General features: G+C 64.3%; 15 protein-coding genes and 1 pseudogene. 7 read left to right on the top strand and 9 right to left on the bottom strand.

Translation table 11 applies throughout. The features are described from left to right. The first annotated feature begins 6 nt into the window (after positions 1-6). Both J7520_RS10850 and J7520_RS10855 read left to right on the top strand, forming a co-directional pair. The gene (locus J7520_RS10850) at positions 7-1314 is read left to right on the top strand and encodes a TFIIB-type zinc ribbon-containing protein (RefSeq protein ID WP_291187952.1); all 1308 of its coding nucleotides are present in this window, start codon (positions 7-9) and stop codon (positions 1312-1314) included. Then, positions 1311-1577, top strand: a complete 267-nt coding sequence (locus J7520_RS10855; RefSeq protein ID WP_291187954.1) for a hypothetical protein — start codon at positions 1311-1313, stop codon at positions 1575-1577. The genes J7520_RS10850 and J7520_RS10855 overlap by 4 nt, the downstream gene beginning before the upstream one ends. A gap of 97 nt (positions 1578-1674) precedes the next feature. Here the strand turns inward: J7520_RS10855 and J7520_RS10860 are convergent, their stop codons facing one another. Next, entirely contained in the window at positions 1675-3198 is a 1524-nt protein-coding gene (locus J7520_RS10860) for a hypothetical protein (RefSeq protein ID WP_291187956.1), read from the bottom strand. On the opposite strand from J7520_RS10860, the gene J7520_RS10865 reads away from it, so the two are divergent. The 3 genes from J7520_RS10865 to J7520_RS10875 all read left to right on the top strand — a co-directional run bounded on the left by J7520_RS10865 (position 3197) and on the right by J7520_RS10875 (position 6848). Beyond that, positions 3197-5797 (top strand): choice-of-anchor J domain-containing protein, encoded by a 2601-nt coding sequence (locus J7520_RS10865; RefSeq protein WP_291187959.1) that lies wholly within the window; start codon positions 3197-3199, stop codon positions 5795-5797. The two genes, J7520_RS10860 and J7520_RS10865, sit on opposite strands and share 2 nt — an antisense overlap. Positions 5798-6021: 224 nt before the next feature. After that, positions 6022-6468, top strand: coding sequence for a VOC family protein (locus tag J7520_RS10870; protein ID WP_291187962.1), 447 nt, complete (start codon positions 6022-6024; stop codon positions 6466-6468). Between the two features lie 29 nt (positions 6469-6497). After that, the gene (locus tag J7520_RS10875; protein ID WP_291187965.1) at positions 6498-6848 is read left to right on the top strand and encodes a DUF2200 domain-containing protein; all 351 of its coding nucleotides are present in this window, start codon (positions 6498-6500) and stop codon (positions 6846-6848) included. Positions 6849-6999: 151 nt separating this feature from the next. Here the strand turns inward: J7520_RS10875 and J7520_RS10880 are convergent, their stop codons facing one another. Beyond that, positions 7000-7656, bottom strand: a complete 657-nt coding sequence (locus J7520_RS10880) for a hypothetical protein (protein ID WP_291187967.1) — start codon at positions 7654-7656, stop codon at positions 7000-7002. Positions 7657-7659: 3 nt separating this feature from the next. Continuing rightward, the gene (locus J7520_RS10885; RefSeq protein WP_291187971.1) at positions 7660-8586 is read right to left on the bottom strand and encodes a prolyl oligopeptidase family serine peptidase; all 927 of its coding nucleotides are present in this window, start codon (positions 8584-8586) and stop codon (positions 7660-7662) included. Positions 8587-9062: 476 nt separating this feature from the next. On the opposite strand from J7520_RS10885, the gene J7520_RS10890 reads away from it, so the two are divergent. Next, on the top strand, positions 9063-10436 hold the full coding sequence (locus J7520_RS10890) for an MFS transporter (protein ID WP_291187975.1): 1374 nt from the start codon (positions 9063-9065) through the stop codon (positions 10434-10436). A 45-nt stretch (positions 10437-10481) separates the two neighbouring features. Continuing rightward, positions 10482-10697: a hypothetical protein gene (locus J7520_RS10895; protein WP_291187978.1), complete on the top strand. Its 216-nt coding sequence runs from the start codon at positions 10482-10484 to the stop codon at positions 10695-10697. 95 nt (positions 10698-10792) lie between these two features. Here J7520_RS10895 and J7520_RS10900 read toward each other — a convergent pair whose 3' ends face one another. From J7520_RS10900 to J7520_RS10925, 6 genes and pseudogenes are all read right to left on the bottom strand, one after another. Continuing rightward, positions 10793-11101 (bottom strand): SymE family type I addiction module toxin, encoded by a 309-nt coding sequence (locus J7520_RS10900; protein WP_345776908.1) that lies wholly within the window; start codon positions 11099-11101, stop codon positions 10793-10795. 258 nt (positions 11102-11359) lie between these two features. Continuing rightward, positions 11360-13159 (bottom strand): AAA family ATPase, encoded by a 1800-nt coding sequence (locus J7520_RS10905; RefSeq protein WP_291187981.1) that lies wholly within the window; start codon positions 13157-13159, stop codon positions 11360-11362. Between the two features lie 71 nt (positions 13160-13230). Next, entirely contained in the window at positions 13231-13872 is a 642-nt protein-coding gene (locus J7520_RS10910; RefSeq protein ID WP_291187983.1) for a hypothetical protein, read from the bottom strand. Positions 13873-14020: 148 nt separating this feature from the next. Beyond that, a pseudogene (locus J7520_RS10915) lies at positions 14021-14313 on the bottom strand (HigA family addiction module antitoxin). A 14-nt stretch (positions 14314-14327) separates the two neighbouring features. Further along, positions 14328-14564: a type II toxin-antitoxin system RelE/ParE family toxin gene (locus tag J7520_RS10920; RefSeq protein ID WP_291187985.1), complete on the bottom strand. Its 237-nt coding sequence runs from the start codon at positions 14562-14564 to the stop codon at positions 14328-14330. Continuing rightward, complete coding sequence (locus J7520_RS10925) at positions 14561-15343, bottom strand: DUF72 domain-containing protein (protein ID WP_291187987.1); 783 nt, start codon at positions 15341-15343, stop codon at positions 14561-14563. The genes J7520_RS10920 and J7520_RS10925 overlap by 4 nt, the downstream gene beginning before the upstream one ends. Position 15344: the final 1 nt, after the last annotated feature.

Here is a 15344-nt window from a genome sequence, read left to right on the forward strand (position 1 = left end):
AGACCTATGTCCAACGCCACCAAGCCCCCGGCGGCGCCTCCCGCCGGGCCCGGATCGCCGCAGGACGTGCCGCCGGCACCGGGCAGCTTTCCGATCGACCCGGCGACGCTGCCCGAGCCGATCCGCAACGAAGTGCTGGCGCCCGATCCGGTCGCCATCGACACGTCCGCGGAGGAGCTGAAGGACGGCGTCAACCGCTGCCCGAAATGCGGCTCGACCGAGATCCGCCAGCGGGCCGGCAGCGACCTGCTGGTCTGCCTGTACTGCCGCCATCAATGGCAGGCGGCGCGCGTCGAGGAGGAATTCGGCCTCGGCGAAGGCATCGACCAGCTCAAGGGCACGGTCATCGCTTCGGGCGCACGCGACATCGCCGCCGACGCCGCCAGCCTGATGACCTTCAAGTGCGGCGGCTGCGGCGCCGAGGTGACGGTCAACACCGAGAACGCGATGACGGCGCGCTGCCACTGGTGCCGCCACGTGCTCGGCGTCAACGAGCAGATCGCCAACGGCGCGGTGCCCGACGCGGTGCTGCCGTTCCACATCAAAAAGGACGACGCCGTCGCGCGCATCCGCCAGTTCGTCGACAAGCGGCGTCTGTTCGCGCTGAAGGAGTTCAAGGAGCAGTTCACGCCCGAGAATGTCGTCGGCGTCTACCTGCCCTACATGATCGTCGACGCCAACGCGAGCGCCGACGTCGCCGGCAAGGGCGAGATCGAGACGCGTCGCTACACGCGCGGCACCGGCAACGACAAGAAGACCTACTACGACGCCGACGTGTACCAGGTGGAACGCCACGTCGACTTCACCGTCGACGACCTGCCGTTGGAATCCTCCACCGAACGCGGCAACCTCGATACGCGCGTCAACACCAACAACATCATCAACACGATCCTGCCGTTCGACACCAAGAACGCGGTGAAGTGGAACGCGTCGTACCTGTCGGGCTTCACCTCGGAAAAACGCAACCAGGACGTGGAAAACCTGCGCCCGCGCGTGGAAGACCAGCTGCTGTCGATCGCCCGCGCGCAGGTGGAAAGCTCGGTGCGCCGCTACGACCGCGGCGTGCGCTGGGAGCAGGAACGCCTCGACGTGCACGGCACGCGCTGGGTGTCGATGTACCTGCCGGTCTGGCTGTATTCGTATCACCAGCCCGGTCGCAACGGCGGCCTGCTGCACTACATCGCGGTCAACGGCCGCACCGGCGAGACGATGGGCAGCGTACCGGTGCAGCAGTGGAAGCTGCTGATGACCGCGATCACCGTCGGCACCTTCCTCGAGGGCATCGCCCTCTGGATCATCGGGAATTCCTCATGAGCGACGACGGCGGACTCTGGCTGCTCGCCCTCGGCCCGGCCGGCGCGACGACGCTGTACTGGGCCCTGTACCGGTACTACCGCAACACCGACAAATCGCACGCGTTCGAGCGCGAGACCGCCGTCGAGGCCAAGCCGGTGACCGGCTCCGAGCGCAAGGTCGAAGAGGTGAAGGGCACGCGCGAGACGCGCATCCGCGGCGACAACGTGGGCGCGTATCGCACGCGCGTGCAGCGGGTGCGCGGCGGCGACGATACCTCCTGAATCCGGCGCGCCGCCTGGTCGTGCCCGGCACTTGCGGGCATCCGACGTCGAGCAGGAAAACCTATCGCTTCTTTCGGCGGAAGCCGAAGCCCGCGGATCAGAACGGAATCGCGAAGTTGCCCCACGCCGGCGTGTGGCTGGCGTCGCCGGCGGCCTGGTTCCACGGATACAGCGCGGGATAGGTGATCAGTGTGGTGCCGTCGTCGACGACCGGCGCGACGTAGATCTGCGGCGCACCGCCGGCGCGCGTCGAGGAGAACGTCAGCCAGTAGAACCGCCGGCCGGCGGCGTCGCCCGCCGCGGGCGACCATTGCGGCCAGCTGTTGGTGACGCCCGGGCTGCTGAGGCCGCTGCACGAGGCCGGATCGTTGGCGGCGATGCGCACCGGCTGACCGCCGTTCGCGGACACGACGTACACCTCCGCCTGCGCGTTGTTGTAGCTGTTCGTGCCGGCCGGAGCGCGGTCGTAGGCGATGTAGCGGTCGTCGGGCGAGAACGCCGGGTAGTACTCGTTGTCGCCGCTCGCCACGACCGCAACCGGCGTGCCACCCGCGCGGTTGTTGTACGGCACGACGTGGATGTCGCCATTGGTCACCGTCACGCCGATGGAGACCGCATCGGGCGTCGACACGTACACGATGTCGTCGCTGGTGTGCGCGAACGAGGCCGACGCCGCATTCGTGCTCTCGCCGCCGCGCGCGAGAACACCCCACCCGTCGCCCTGCGCCGCCGAGGCGGCTTCGAGGTCGGTCCAGATGATCTGGTTCTGGTACATCGTCAGCGCGACGCGGTCGCCGCTGGTCCAGTGCAGCGGCGAGAAGGACGGCGCGTCCTGATCCTGGCGCGCCATCAGCATCTGCGCGCTGCTGCTGATGAAAGACGGCGTGAGGTGCTGGCCGTCGGCGGACAGCAGGCCCAGTCCGGCGCCGCCGCCCTCGCCCGCCGAGAATCCGACCCAGGCGCCGTCGGGCGTCGCCGTGTGGCAGCCAAAGCAGCCGGCCCCCGCATCGGCCGGAGCGAGGATGTCCTTCAGGTTTTCGTCGCCGATGCGGAACCCGCGCAGCCACATGCCGTTGCTGGTGTTGGTCCAGTACACGATCGCGCCCGGCGCGGACACCGGCGCCACCCGCACGGCACCGCTCGATCCAAGCTCCGGTCCGCTGGTCAGGCTGCCGGACGCGTACGTCGCGCCGCGCACCGTCACCGTGATGGGCCGGTCGACGGTGTGCTGCGACAACGCGGCCCAGACGGTGGCGGGCATCGTCCACGACGACGCCGTGGTGTACACCACCAGCGCGTTGCTCTGGTTCTGCGCGGCGAGGCGCAGCTCGAACAGGTTCTCGCTGCCGCTCGGAATCCACGTGAACCGCGGGCGCATCCAGTTGCCGGGAAACAGCGTGCCGATCTGCGGATCGGCCAGGCACGGCCCGCCACTCGGCGCACCGGCAGCGCCGAACAGCGCCGGCGCATCCGCCGGCGCGCCGGCGTCGATGATCGGCTGGGCGGGGAAATCGCGGAACTCGAAACCGTCGGCGAAGATCGCATCGAGCGCCGACGCGCGTGGCGCATACGCCGACGCGAACATCGCGGCCGCAGACAGGACGACGAACGACCGATGCATGACGAGCCTCCCCCCGGAGTCGACGCGGTTCCGGAATCCTCCGGCAGTCGCATCGTACTCCGCTCCGCACGCGGCGGCAGCTGCACCCGCTCGTCCGGCAACCGCCTGGAACGACGCCGCAGCACATCGTGCGTCAGCGCCCCGATGGGCGTCGCGCACGCAAACGAAGCGAACTCCAGCAGGACGACCTCTTCGCTTTCCCAACGCGCGTTGCGGTCGAACGATTTTCCCGGCATCGGCCGCGCACGCAGCGCGTTGCAACGGCTGCTCCACAGCGCGAGCGCATGGTAGTGTTGAGGCCGTCATCCTAGGGGGGATCGTCACCATGTCATCACTCGTCCGTCGTTTCGGAAGGCATTGCCTCGCCACCTCCACCGGCGCAGGCCCAGGCGTGGGCGCACGCGTGTTTCGCGCCACCGCGAGCCTTCTTTTCGCCGCCGTGTCCGGATCGGCCTGTGCGCAGGCGTTCGTCGAGAACTTCGACGACGTCGCCCTGCTCGCATCGCAAGGCTGGGTCATCCAGAACAACAGCAACCCGCTGGGGCCGAACAGCTGGTACCAGGGCATTCCCACCACCGCGTCGCCCGATCCGGGGCCATTCAATGCGTACAACGGAGCACCGAACGCCTACATCGCGGCCAACTTCGGCGCCACCACGGGCGGCACGGGCACGATCAGCGACTGGCTGATCGCGCCGAACCGCACGTTCCGCAACGGCGACGTCTTCACGTTCTTCACCCGCAAGCCGACCATCGGGCCGGGCCAGATCGACTATCCCGACCGCCTCGAAGTGCGCCTGAGCACGAACGGCGCGAGCACGAACGTGGGTTCGGGCGCACAAGTCGTGGGGGATTTCACGACGCTGATGCTGTCGATCAACCCGACCCTGACGATCAACGTCTATCCCCAGGTGTGGACGCAATACACCATCACGATGTCGGGGCTTCCCGCACCGACCTCCGGTCGCCTGGCGTTTCGCTATTTCGTCACCGGCGCCGGGCCGTCGGGATCCAACTCCGACTACATCGGCGTCGACAACGTCGTCTACATGCCCTACGTCTGCCCGGCCTTGACGATCTCGCCGTCCTCGTTGCCCAACGCGACCTGGGGCCAGTCCTACAGCCAGTCCCTGAGCCAGACGGGGGCCCTGGGCGCGCCGAACTACGCCATCACCGCCGGCGCTCTGCCGCCCGGAATGACGCTGTCGTTCAACGGCACCGTGTCGGGCACGCCGACGACGGCGGGCACGTCCAACTTCACCGTGACGGTCAGCGACGCCAGCGGCTGCAGCGGTTCACGCCCTTACTCCATCGTGGTGGTGCCCGTCGCGCCCGCCGCGCCCACGGACATCGTCGCCAGCGCCGGCGATGCCGTCGTGGACGTGAGCTGGGCGGCGCCCGCCAGCGACGGCGGAGACCCCATCACCGGCTACACCGCGACCTGCACCGACGGGACGAACAGCGTCAGTGCCGGCGGAACCGCACCGCCCATCATGGTACCCGGCCTCGCCAACGGCACGACCTACACCTGCACCGTCGCGGCCATCAATGGCGTGGGCACGGGCGCCTCATCCACGCCCAGCAATCCCGTCACGCCGATGGGCAACCAGACCATCATCTTCGGCCCGCAACCCGGCCGGACCTACAGCCTGGGCGGAACATTCCCCGTCGATCCGCCGGCGATCGCGAGTTCCGGCCTCGCCGTGGTCTACGGCTCGCTCACCCCCGGCGTGTGCACGCTCAACGCGACGACCGTGTCGATCGTCGCGGCAGGCACCTGCACGATCACCGCCGACCAGCCGGGCGACGTCGCGTGGAATCCGGCGCCGCAGGTGTCGCAATCGCTGGTGATCGCGCAGGCCGGCCAGTCGCTGACGTTCCCGGCGCAGACCGAGCCGAGCCGCTGGTTCCATGCGGCAAGCACCTTCGCCATCGCGCCGCTCGCCACCAGTGCCGAGCCGAATTCGGGTTCACCGATCGTTTACGGCTCGCTCGCCCCAGGCGTGTGCACGGTCAACGGCACGACCGTGACGATGGTGGCGGCGGGCTCGTGCGTCCTGTCCGCGGACCAGGCCGGCGACGACAACTTCACGGCGGCGCCGCAGGCGACGTCGACGGTCGACATCGTCGTGCCGACGGAAGCGGACCTGTGGATCCAGAAGACCGCCGACGCCGCCGTGGTGAATCTCGGCGACACGGTGAGCTATTCGATCCTCGTCGGCAACGACGGCCCGGCCGATGCCGCCGATGTGCGCGTGCTCGACCTGCCGCCGGACCGCCTGGATGCCGGCACCGTGACCTGGCAGTGCCTGACGGCGGTCGGAGCCGCGTGCCCCTCGCCGGGGTCGGGCACCGGCACGCTCGACACAGTCGTTTCCTCGCTGCCGGTGGGCGCCGCAGTGCAGTTCGAATTGCGCGGCGAGTTGATTCCCGCGTCCGATCCCGCGAACGAATACGCGGAGTTCTACAACACGGCGAGCGTCGCGCTGCCGAAGGGATCGAGCCTGACCGACCCTGCGGGCAACAACCAGAGCAGCGCCGGCGTGCGCGAGCGGGACGTCATCTTCGCGGACGGATTCGAGGAGACGCCGCCGCAGTAGCCCCGATGCGGCGAGCCGGTTCCTGTGCGGGAATCGGCTCGCGCCGCATCGGAGAGCGCGGTCGACTTCGCGGATCGGGCGAAGGAACCTCGAGCGGGTTTCCGTCACGAACACATCGCTCGCGCGTGGAGCGAGGCCGGACCGACGACGGCGGATGGCACGGACGCGCGCTTAACGGCCGGTGTGGTACGTATCCAGTCCCACCACCGAACACCGGGTGACCCATGAAGATCGTAACCAGCCTGAGCTTCCAGGGGCAATGCCGCGAAGCGTTCGAGTTCTACGCCAAAGTCCTCGGCGGCAAGATCACCGCCGCGTTTCCCTACGGCGACGGGCCGCCGGGAATGCCGATCACCGACGAGAAATACAAGACCTGGCTGATGCACTGCTGGCTCGAGGTCGGCGACCAAGCGCTGATGGGCGCGGACATGGACGTGGCCTGGGCGCCCAACATCGAAAAACCGAAGAACGGTTTCGACGTAACCCTGCACACCGACGACAGCGCCGAAGCCAGGCGCTGGTTCGACCAGCTCGCCGAAGGCGGCAAGACGGTGATGCCGTTCGCCGAAACCTTCTGGTCGCCCGGATACGGCTCGCTGGTCGACCGCTTCGGCGTGCCGTGGATGGTCAACACCGTGCCGCCCGCAGGATGGAAGCCCTCGCACGGCTGAGCCGCGCGAACACGGTCGGGGGAGATTCGATGCGCCAGGACAAGGTTTTCGCGATCCGCTGGGCCAGCCTGTACCCGATGTACGTGAAGAAGGCCGAGGCCAAGGGCCGCACGCGCGAGGAACTCGACCAGGTGATCCGCTGGCTGACCGGCTACACGCCGGCGGGCCTGCGCCAGCAGCTCGACAGCGACAACGACCTGGAAACCTTCTACGGCCAGGCGCCGGCGTTCAACCCGAACGCCGGCCTGATCACGGGCGTGGTCTGCGGGGTTCGCGTGGAAGAGATCGAACATCCGCTGATGCGCAAGATCCGCTATCTCGACAAGCTCATCGACGAGCTGGCCAAGGGCAAGGCGATGGAGAAGATCCTGCGCGGATGAATCGCGCGGACGGCGACGCGCCCGCGCGAGGCGCTTGCTTCTCGCGCGGCTTCAGCTCAATCGGCAATGTACGTGCGGCGGGTATCTTCCGCCGCAGACTCACGGCGCCGGTCCGGGCGAAGACGATTCGCCGGCCCGGCGCCTTCCCGCCTCAGCCGCCGTCGGCCTTGGGCGCCGCGCTGTCCGTCTTCCAGTACGCCGCGTCGTAGAGCGACAGGCTCAACGCGGGCGACTTCGGCTGGTTACCGGAGGAAAGATCGAGGACGGCGCCCTCGCTTTCCCAACGCGCGGTGGTGCGGTCGGACGATTTCCCCGACGCGTCCTGTGCGCTGCCCGCTTCACGCTTGGGCTCGCCGTACGCCTTCGTCAGCGTGCCGAGAACGTCGTCGAACCGATCCTTCGCCAGTCCCGAGACGCGGACCTGCACCAGCCGATCGTCGTGGAAGCGATAGAAGATGGCGACGTGGTTGCGACCGAAATAGTCGTTCTGCATGCGCGGGAACTCGTCCACGGCCGTGCTCTTCCGGCAGATCTTGTCGCCCGCCCGCGCATCGGTCGCCGTGTCGCAGGTCCAACGCTTGCCGTAGGGCTTGGCCACCTGCTCGATCGGCATGCCGATCGTGTTGCCGTTGATGTCCAGCCCCCACGCCGAACCGGCGCAGGTCGCCGCAAGACCCAGCATCATCAGGACGATCGGACGCATGATGTTCTCCCCTTGAGTGTTCGTGATGGTGGCTGGATCGTACCCAGTCGCGGGCGGGATCGAAACGGGCGGGAAGTCGGTCTCGGCTCCGGTTCGTTCCAGCACTCATCAGCGGTTGAACCAGTCTCCGGCCCATTTCCCCACCTCGCCGAGGCTGCCGGCGTCGGTCACGTTGTGGGTCATGTGCTGCGCAAGGATCAGCTGCAATCGCTGCGCGTCGCGCGCCGCGTACTTGGCTTTCAGCGCGGCATGCAGATCGGTGGCGAGCTGCGGCGTCAGCGTCGCATCCGCCGTGCCTTGCACGATGAGCAGCGCGACCGGCGGATGCCCCGCGGCGATCTCGCCGGCGCGACCCGCGGCATCGGTGCGACGCGCGAGTTCACGCGCCGCGTCGCTCCACGCATACGGCCTCCCGGTCGCCTTCTCGAACGCAGCGATCGACGCGCTGAGGCCGGTCGATGCATTCAGCACGACTGCGCGACCGACCGGCACCTCGTGCTCGGCCAGCGCCAGCAGGACCGCCGCGCCGCCGCCCGAGAAACCGAACAGGCCGATCTTTCCGTCACGCGCCAGGCAGCCCATCGCGCGCAATGCGTTTACGACAGCCGGCAATTCCTCCGCCGCGCCGACCACGACGGGCGCGAAGATCTGCGAGGCGAAGTCGTTCGCCTGCCGACGCTTCAGCGCCTCGACGCCACCTGCTTCGGCGCGCTTGCCGAACAGCGGAAGTCCCAGATACACCTTGATCGCCGGCACATCGTCCAGCGGCAACGCCTCCATCAGCGCCTGCTCGCTCGCCGGCGGACCGAAGCCGTGCCAGAGGACGATCGGCGGCTGGGTTATCGTCTTCGGCACGCGAAGGATGGCCGGCACGCCGGCCAGTGTCGTCTCGACGGTCGCGACCGGATCGGCGCGGGTCGCGAGGGCTCGGCACGAGGGAGCTTCCGCTTCCGTCGCGAAGCCTGCGCTCCACGGCAGCAGCGTCGCGAGGACGAGCGCGGCCAGCGCGCATGGGTGGGTTCGTTTGGCCTTCAAGGGATGCGTTCCTTCAAACCGGAGATCGGGGTCTCTTTCTAGCAGCAGTGCATGAGCGGTGTGCAGGCCAATTGGTCATGCGAAACCAACGCGAAGCAGGTCGGAGTCGACCTTGCGGATTTCGTGTCGGAGGCGGAGGCCGCAGCCATGGCGCTTCGATCGTCTCGCATGGCGCACGCCCCGCAGGCGTTCGGCTTGTCGGCTCGCTGGTCGTCGCAGCCACGGCGAAAGAATGGACGCTCGATCATCCGCCGATGGGCGACGACCAGTGAAACGAGACGACCATGCCCGTCCACTTCGATATCCGGAAGTACACTCCGGCTAGGAGGATCGCGCGGAATCCTCGATCGAACGGGCCGAATGCATATGCGCGACGACACCAACGACCTCATCGACCCCATGAGTCTGCCGTTCGACACCAATCACGCCTCGCCGATCGGACTCCTCTCCCAGCCCGTCAGCCGCCGGCTTTCCGCATGACCGCATCCGCCCCCGCCCCGACGGCCGCAGCACCCGAAACCGACACCCGCGCCCGTCTGCGCCGCTCAGTCTCCAACACGCTGAAGGGATCGGCGGGCAACCTGGTCGAGTGGTACGACGTCTACGTCTACTCGGTCTTCGCCGGCTACTTCGAATCGCAGTTCTTCTCGCCCGAAGACAAGAACGCCACCTTGTTCATCTGGGCGATCTTCGCCGTGACCTTCCTGATGCGGCCGATCGGCGCGTGGTTCTTCGGCCGCTTCGCCGACCGCTACGGCCGGCGTCTTTCCTTGACGGTGTCGGTGACGATCATGGCCGGCTGCTCGTTCGCCATCGCGATCACGCCCACCGTGTCCACCATCGGCGTGGCCGCGCCGATGATCCTGCTGCTGGCGCGCCTGATCCAGGGCTTCGCCACCGGCGGCGAGTACGGCGCCAGCGCCACGTATCTGTCCGAAGCGGCGATGCCCGGCCGGCGCGGTTTTCTGTCCTCGTTCCACTACGTCACCCTGGTCGGCGGCCACGTGCTGGCGCAGCTCACCCTGCTGGCGATGCTGAAGCTGTTCGACGCCGCGCAGATCTCGCTGTGGGGCTGGCGCGTCGCCTTCGCCCTCGGCGGCGTCGCCGCCATCGTGGTGTTCTGGATGCGGCGCACGATGGACGAATCCCTCGGCGCCGACTCCATCCAGGCCGCGCGCAGCGGCCAGGCGCGCGCCTCCGGCTCGCTGCGCGAGCTGTTCGTGCACCAGTGGCGCCCGCTGCTGCTGTGCTTCCTGATCACCGCCGGCGGCACCGTCGCGTTCTACACCTATTCGGTGGTCGGCCCGAAGATGATCCAGGCCCGCTTCGCCGGCGACGACACGATGACCGGCGTGGTCATCAATCTGATCGCCCTGATCGTGCTGATGCTGCTGCAGCCGATCGGCGGCTGGCTGTCGGACCTCGTCGGTCGCAAGAGCCTCCTGGTGTTCTTCGGCATCGGCGGCGTGCTCTACACCGCCTACCTGGTGCTGGCGCTGCCGCAGCAGACCCACTGGCTGCCCGCCTTCGCGATCCTCGCCCTCGCCTTCGTGATCCTGACCGGCTACACCTCGATCAACGCCGTGGTGAAGGCCGAGCTGTTCCCCACCCACGTGCGCGCGCTCGGCGTCGGGCTGGGTTACGCGCTGGCCAACTCCGCGTTCGGCGGCACCGCGCCGTTGCTGTACCAGGCGGCGCTGCGCACCGGTCAGGTGAAGTTGTTCGCGGGGTACGTCACCGCGGTGATCGCGGTATCGTTGATCGTGTATGTGGTCTTTCTGAAGAACAAGGGGGCGAATTGGTTGGATGATGCGGCGGGCATGGATCGGCGAAGCACGCGCGGCACATAATCGACTCGGCCATTCCCAACGCCAGCCATGAAGTAGCCAACGCTCATGCGCACCGCCATCTTCCGGTTTCTCGCAGGCCTCCTGTCCCTCGGCGGTCTGGCCTGTGCCGTCTTTTTCCTGAGCGACGTTTTCTACGGGGAGATCGACGACGGCTGGATCGGCACCGTACTGTCGTCGCTGGGCTTGTCATTCGTCTTCGGGAGATTCGCGCTCGGATTCGAAGACAAAGGCACGGATCGGCGTACACGGCGATTGGTCTGACGCCCGCCGACATCCAGCCAGAGACTCTGGCTCTCAAGACTCAGCCACAAGGCAGGCAGTCCCGCCCTGTGGCTGCGATGAGATAGAAGTCTCGTCTAGCTGGTCTTCCGTCGGCGGCTGATCAGCAAGAGGCCTTGGCCTGCGGTCACTTGCAGGTCATCGCCCACGGAGAACCCGAACTGTTCCAGCCAACGTCCTCCGAGCCGCAGGCGCGGCGCGCCCGACGCTTTGCTTGCCGCAGCGCTCGTCGTAGTACAGGTAGCCCATCGTGCAGCGAGCGAGAGTACGGAAGCGCTTGCGTGGCGCGGACGGATGGTCCAGATGAACCGCAGGCGTAGCGGGAACAATTCTTGGCGCAACCGCAGCGGTGGAAAGTGAGCGCGTGGGTTGCCTAGGTGACGCAACTAGAGCGACGGAACAGGAACGAGTTTATCTGGAGCGGGTCATGTCGGATTCCTTGTTCGATTAGGGATTCCAACACCATCGGGCACAGGCGCGCCTTATGATTCGAATTGTCAAATTCGGCAAAAATATTTACTGCAGCAAGACAATAATATCAATACACATCGACGTGGCCAATCTTTACTTCATGTAGCCCACACCATCAAAGAATAATTCAAATTCTACCTACGCGCCAAGAAAATATTATTAATATTTCATACTTAATTTTCTTTCGCTGCCTCCATAAGCTCCTTCAGGCGTAATACTAACTGCTTAAGCGGAAATAATAGATCAACCACATCTTTCTGAGCAATCAGCCATTGTGAAAATGCATCCTTTGACTCAACCGTAGGTGCCATAATATAAATCTTACCCTCCTGATTACCCGAAAGGCGATCGCTAATCTTCGGATAAATATCTGGCGTAAGAAGATCAGAATAAGGAGAATTACCTATTTTATATGAGCCGTCATTAATGGCCCTTAAGCGAACCTCTCTTGAGAATATATTTTCTAGGGTTGCCGGCCATAACGCCTCCACTATATTAAGTGTCCGCATTTCTTCCTGAAATTCGCTCGGCACCCACAGTCGACACCACCACGTCTTATTGGAATTGTGCTGAATCCATACACCACCTCTTGCCTGCAATTTGCCATCCGCCCTAAGAGACCTCCCTTCCTTATCATTATCCACCAATACGTACATTGATCGATCAGGCGCCAGCGTACGTAACACAGAACCGTCTTTCGCGAGACTCTCCATTTTTGTAGTCCCGGCACACGCCTCTATCCGCAATGGATGAGCCTCACCAACATAATGATCCCAAGCAGCCTGAAGAACTCTCGCATCGCTTGAACCTTCAACAAATAGTATTGGTGTAGCGTTATCCTTTAACTTATTAACCAACTCAACCGCCTGCGTCTCAAGAGATTGAATTTTTTTCGCTGCATCATCTAGATATGAACTTAGGATTGCCAAATGCGGAGTCTCACCCATCAAATCAGCTGGAAGCTCTTCAGAAGACAGACCATCAATACGTTGAGCTTTTGATATTTCTCTGGAAAAACCATTCTCAACCTTCTTAGAAACAAAATAGCGCCTTATACCGTCACCTATTGCACGAAAGAATGCTGGACTATGACTTGTTAGGAATATTTGTTTATTCGACGAACCGCTGAGCTTTTGAAAACGAGCAGCCTCATCTATTGCGGAAGCCAATTCAAGTGAATTCTCTGGCTCTTCAAAACCCCAGATGTGATAATCCTCATTTCCGCGATCGGATAGAAATGAGAGTATCTCGGGTATGTGACGGACCTGCACGCCATCGCCACGCTGCAAGGTCAATGAATATGAGTCGCCATGCTTTCCAACGGTCTCAAAATCAAGTGACTTGAATAATTCAGTCAAATCCGATGGTGGAGCAATAGTGCTGGCAACACCCAGCTCTCCAAGGAGACCCTCGCTAAGCTCTTCCGTTTTACCCCGAAGCTCCTCGGAGAAAGAATTTAATGATTCATTAAATTCTCGCTGACTAGAGAGCACCGCATACAGCTTACCTAATAATCTTTCAAAGATTGTTCGATCCTTTATTGCCGGAATATAGTGAAATTTAACATTATTAAGAAATCTAGTGAGATATTGCTGCTTCGCAGTCGGAACCGACGTTTCAAATCCTGGAGAAATTTGTTTAGTTATACTCCATTGCTTTTTAACCCAAAATGTATCGCCAAGTGAATTCCTCCAATTTGATGGTGATCTAAAATATACTTTTATGTACACAAACTTTCTAGCACCATCACTCTTATTTGCTTCTTCGAGTCTTGCATGATTAAAATCCCTGTCAAAGTTGAATGATAATCCAGGGTTTGTATGCTCTTCGAAGAATAAGTTAAGGGCTCTAAGAAAATTACTTTTTCCGCTATCGTTGCGTCCAAAGAAAACCGTAAGCCCCTTCAGGTCGTCCAAACGTTCTTTATAGATAGAACGGAAATATGCAATTTCTATGCTTTCAATTAAATTCATCCCCTACTCCACTCCCGTGCCCACAAATGCCCGACTGGAAACGGGGTCGGGCTCACTTCTTCATTACTTTCCTATCTTCGCTGCATCGTCTTGAACTGCTCCCTCACCTCCGGCTCCACCACATCCACCTGCCGCTTCTTCTGCAGCAACGCCCTCTGCCCTTCCGGCAACTGACAGTTGCGTGACAACGTCGTCGCCTCGTCGCCATTCCTCGCCTTCGCGTCCTGCAGATTCACGACCACGCCCAAGGTGTCGCCGAGCGGCTCCAGCGCCACACAGATGCGGTCGATCATGTCCCTATCGCGATACTGCTGACCGTCGACCATCACCGCCAGGTTGTCGGCGTCGAGCCAGATGGCCGAGCGCACGCCCGGCATCGGACGCACCACGGCACGTGCGGCTTCGTGGTCGACGGGCCGGCTGACGTCGCGCAGGCGGATCGAGCGCGAGAAATCGCGCGCCATCGCGTCGACGTGCTGTTGGGCGGCTTGCTGATTGCCGGCCAGGAGCGCCACGCGGGCGCCGGCGATATGGCCGGCCGTGGCGTAGGGATTGACGGGTTGCCCGGCTTGCTGCGGGCGAGGCTTCTCAGCCGCCGTGTCGGCGGCCTGGCGCTGGCAGGCAGCGGCGCAGACGGCGACGGTGCCGATCAGCGCGATCCGAAAACCATTGCGCGGTGCTTCCCGACACCGGCATCCCGCCGAGGAATCCATCCCGAATCTCCGCCCCCTGAAGCGTCGATTTGAGAAGTAGGCAACAAAAGCGGCGGTCGTTCAAGTTGCAGTGCGGTGGCTCGGAATCGCGCCTTCGACGCACGGCAGCTGCATCGAGCAGCCCGCCGCTCGGATTCGACCTCTGCGCTCAGGCGGCGATCTTCTCGATTCGCTTGACGGCATTGCCGAGTGCCCGATGGGCTTCTTCCAGATCGTAGTCCGCCTGCAATCCGAGCCAGAACCTTTTTCGCTGGTGCCCAGGGCCACCGCGAGGCGGACGGCGGTGTCGGCGGTCACGCCACGCTTGCCGAGCACGATCTCGTTGATGCGGTGTGGCGGGACGCCGGCCGCGCGTGCGAGCGCGTTCTGGCTGATGCCCAGCGGATGGAGGAATTCTTCCAGCAGCACTTCGCCGGGGTGGATGTTGGGCAGGGTCTTCATGGAGGCTCGACGGTTCAGTGGTAGTCGACGATTTCCACGTCCTGCGCATCGCCGTCGCTCCAGCGAAAGCAGATGCGCCATTGGTCGTTGATCCGGATGCTGTGCTGGCCCTTGCGATTGCTTTTCAGGGCTTCCAGCCGATTGGCCGTGTGACGCAATCCGTCATGGATTTCAAGGGCGTGCGCAAGCGAATGCGCCGGCTCGCGGCAAGTGAACCACCCTTTCCCGTGCGAGACATCCGCAAAGCTCAACGCTCCACACCGAGAAGCCGCTGCAACCTCACCGCATCCACCTGCGCAGCGCCGCGCGCGGTGTTGTCGAAGACGCACCAGCGTTCGCTCGTTACCTCTGCGTTGCGCGACAGGCGTCGGGCCACGCGGCGCAGCGCGGCGTCGTCGTAGGCGTCGTAGTACATGCGCGGCGATCCGTGCAGGCGCAGGTACTCGATGCGGTGGTCGCCGCCGGGAACGGCGGCGCGGGGCACGCGCGCCGGATCGGCGCCGGCGCGGGCGATCGAGAACGCGCGCAGCAGGCGTTCCGCCTCGGGCGCGAACCATGAAATATGGCGCGGCTCGCACGCCATCGCGCCGGCGTGGCGGTCGCGAAAGTCCGTGAAGAAGCGCTCGGCCACCGCCGTGTCGAACGCGAGGGTCGGCGGCAGTTGCAGCAGCAGCACGCCGAGCTTGCCGCCCAGCTCGGTGACGCCGGCCAGGAAGGCGTCCAGCTCCGCGGCGCACTCTTTCAGGCGGCGTCGATGGCTGATCGTGCGCGGCAGCTTGGCCGAGAAACGGAAATCGTCCGGCACCGACTGCGCCCAGCGCGCATAGGTCGCCGGGCGGTGCGGCCGATAGAACGAGGAGTTGATCTCCACCGTATCGAACAGTTCGGCATAGCGTTCCAACTGGCTGCGCGCCTGCGCCCGCAGCGGCTTCGGCGGCGCCGGCAACGACCATCCGGCGCAGCCGATGCGCAGGCCGGGTTGCGCGGGAAGGCCTGCGCGCGCTCGCTGCGGCGCCCCTTCGCGGCGCACG

Origin of the sequence: Dokdonella sp. (assembly GCF_017744955.1) — a bacterium.
Classification (GTDB): domain Bacteria; phylum Pseudomonadota; class Gammaproteobacteria; order Xanthomonadales; family Rhodanobacteraceae; genus Dokdonella_A.

Bases quoted from the DNA above. Each gene is read 5' to 3' on its own strand.
- J7520_RS10870 (WP_291187962.1), top strand. From the start codon at position 6,022: ATGAAGATCGTAACCAGCCTGAGCTTCCAGGGGCAATGCCGCGAAGCG.
- J7520_RS10865 (WP_291187959.1), top strand. From the start codon at position 3,197: ATGACGAGCCTCCCCCCGGAGTCGACGCGGTTCCGGAATCCTCCGGCA.
- J7520_RS10875 (WP_291187965.1), top strand. From the start codon at position 6,498: ATGCGCCAGGACAAGGTTTTCGCGATCCGCTGGGCCAGCCTGTACCCG.
- J7520_RS10860 (WP_291187956.1), bottom strand. From the start codon at position 3,198: ATGCATCGGTCGTTCGTCGTCCTGTCTGCGGCCGCGATGTTCGCGTCG.
- J7520_RS10890 (WP_291187975.1), top strand. From the start codon at position 9,063: ATGACCGCATCCGCCCCCGCCCCGACGGCCGCAGCACCCGAAACCGAC.
- J7520_RS10855 (WP_291187954.1), top strand. From the start codon at position 1,311: ATGAGCGACGACGGCGGACTCTGGCTGCTCGCCCTCGGCCCGGCCGGC.
- J7520_RS10910 (WP_291187983.1), bottom strand. From the start codon at position 13,872: ATGGATTCCTCGGCGGGATGCCGGTGTCGGGAAGCACCGCGCAATGGT.
- J7520_RS10850 (WP_291187952.1), top strand. From the start codon at position 7: ATGTCCAACGCCACCAAGCCCCCGGCGGCGCCTCCCGCCGGGCCCGGA.
- J7520_RS10905 (WP_291187981.1), bottom strand. From the start codon at position 13,159: ATGAATTTAATTGAAAGCATAGAAATTGCATATTTCCGTTCTATCTAT.
- J7520_RS10895 (WP_291187978.1), top strand. From the start codon at position 10,482: ATGCGCACCGCCATCTTCCGGTTTCTCGCAGGCCTCCTGTCCCTCGGC.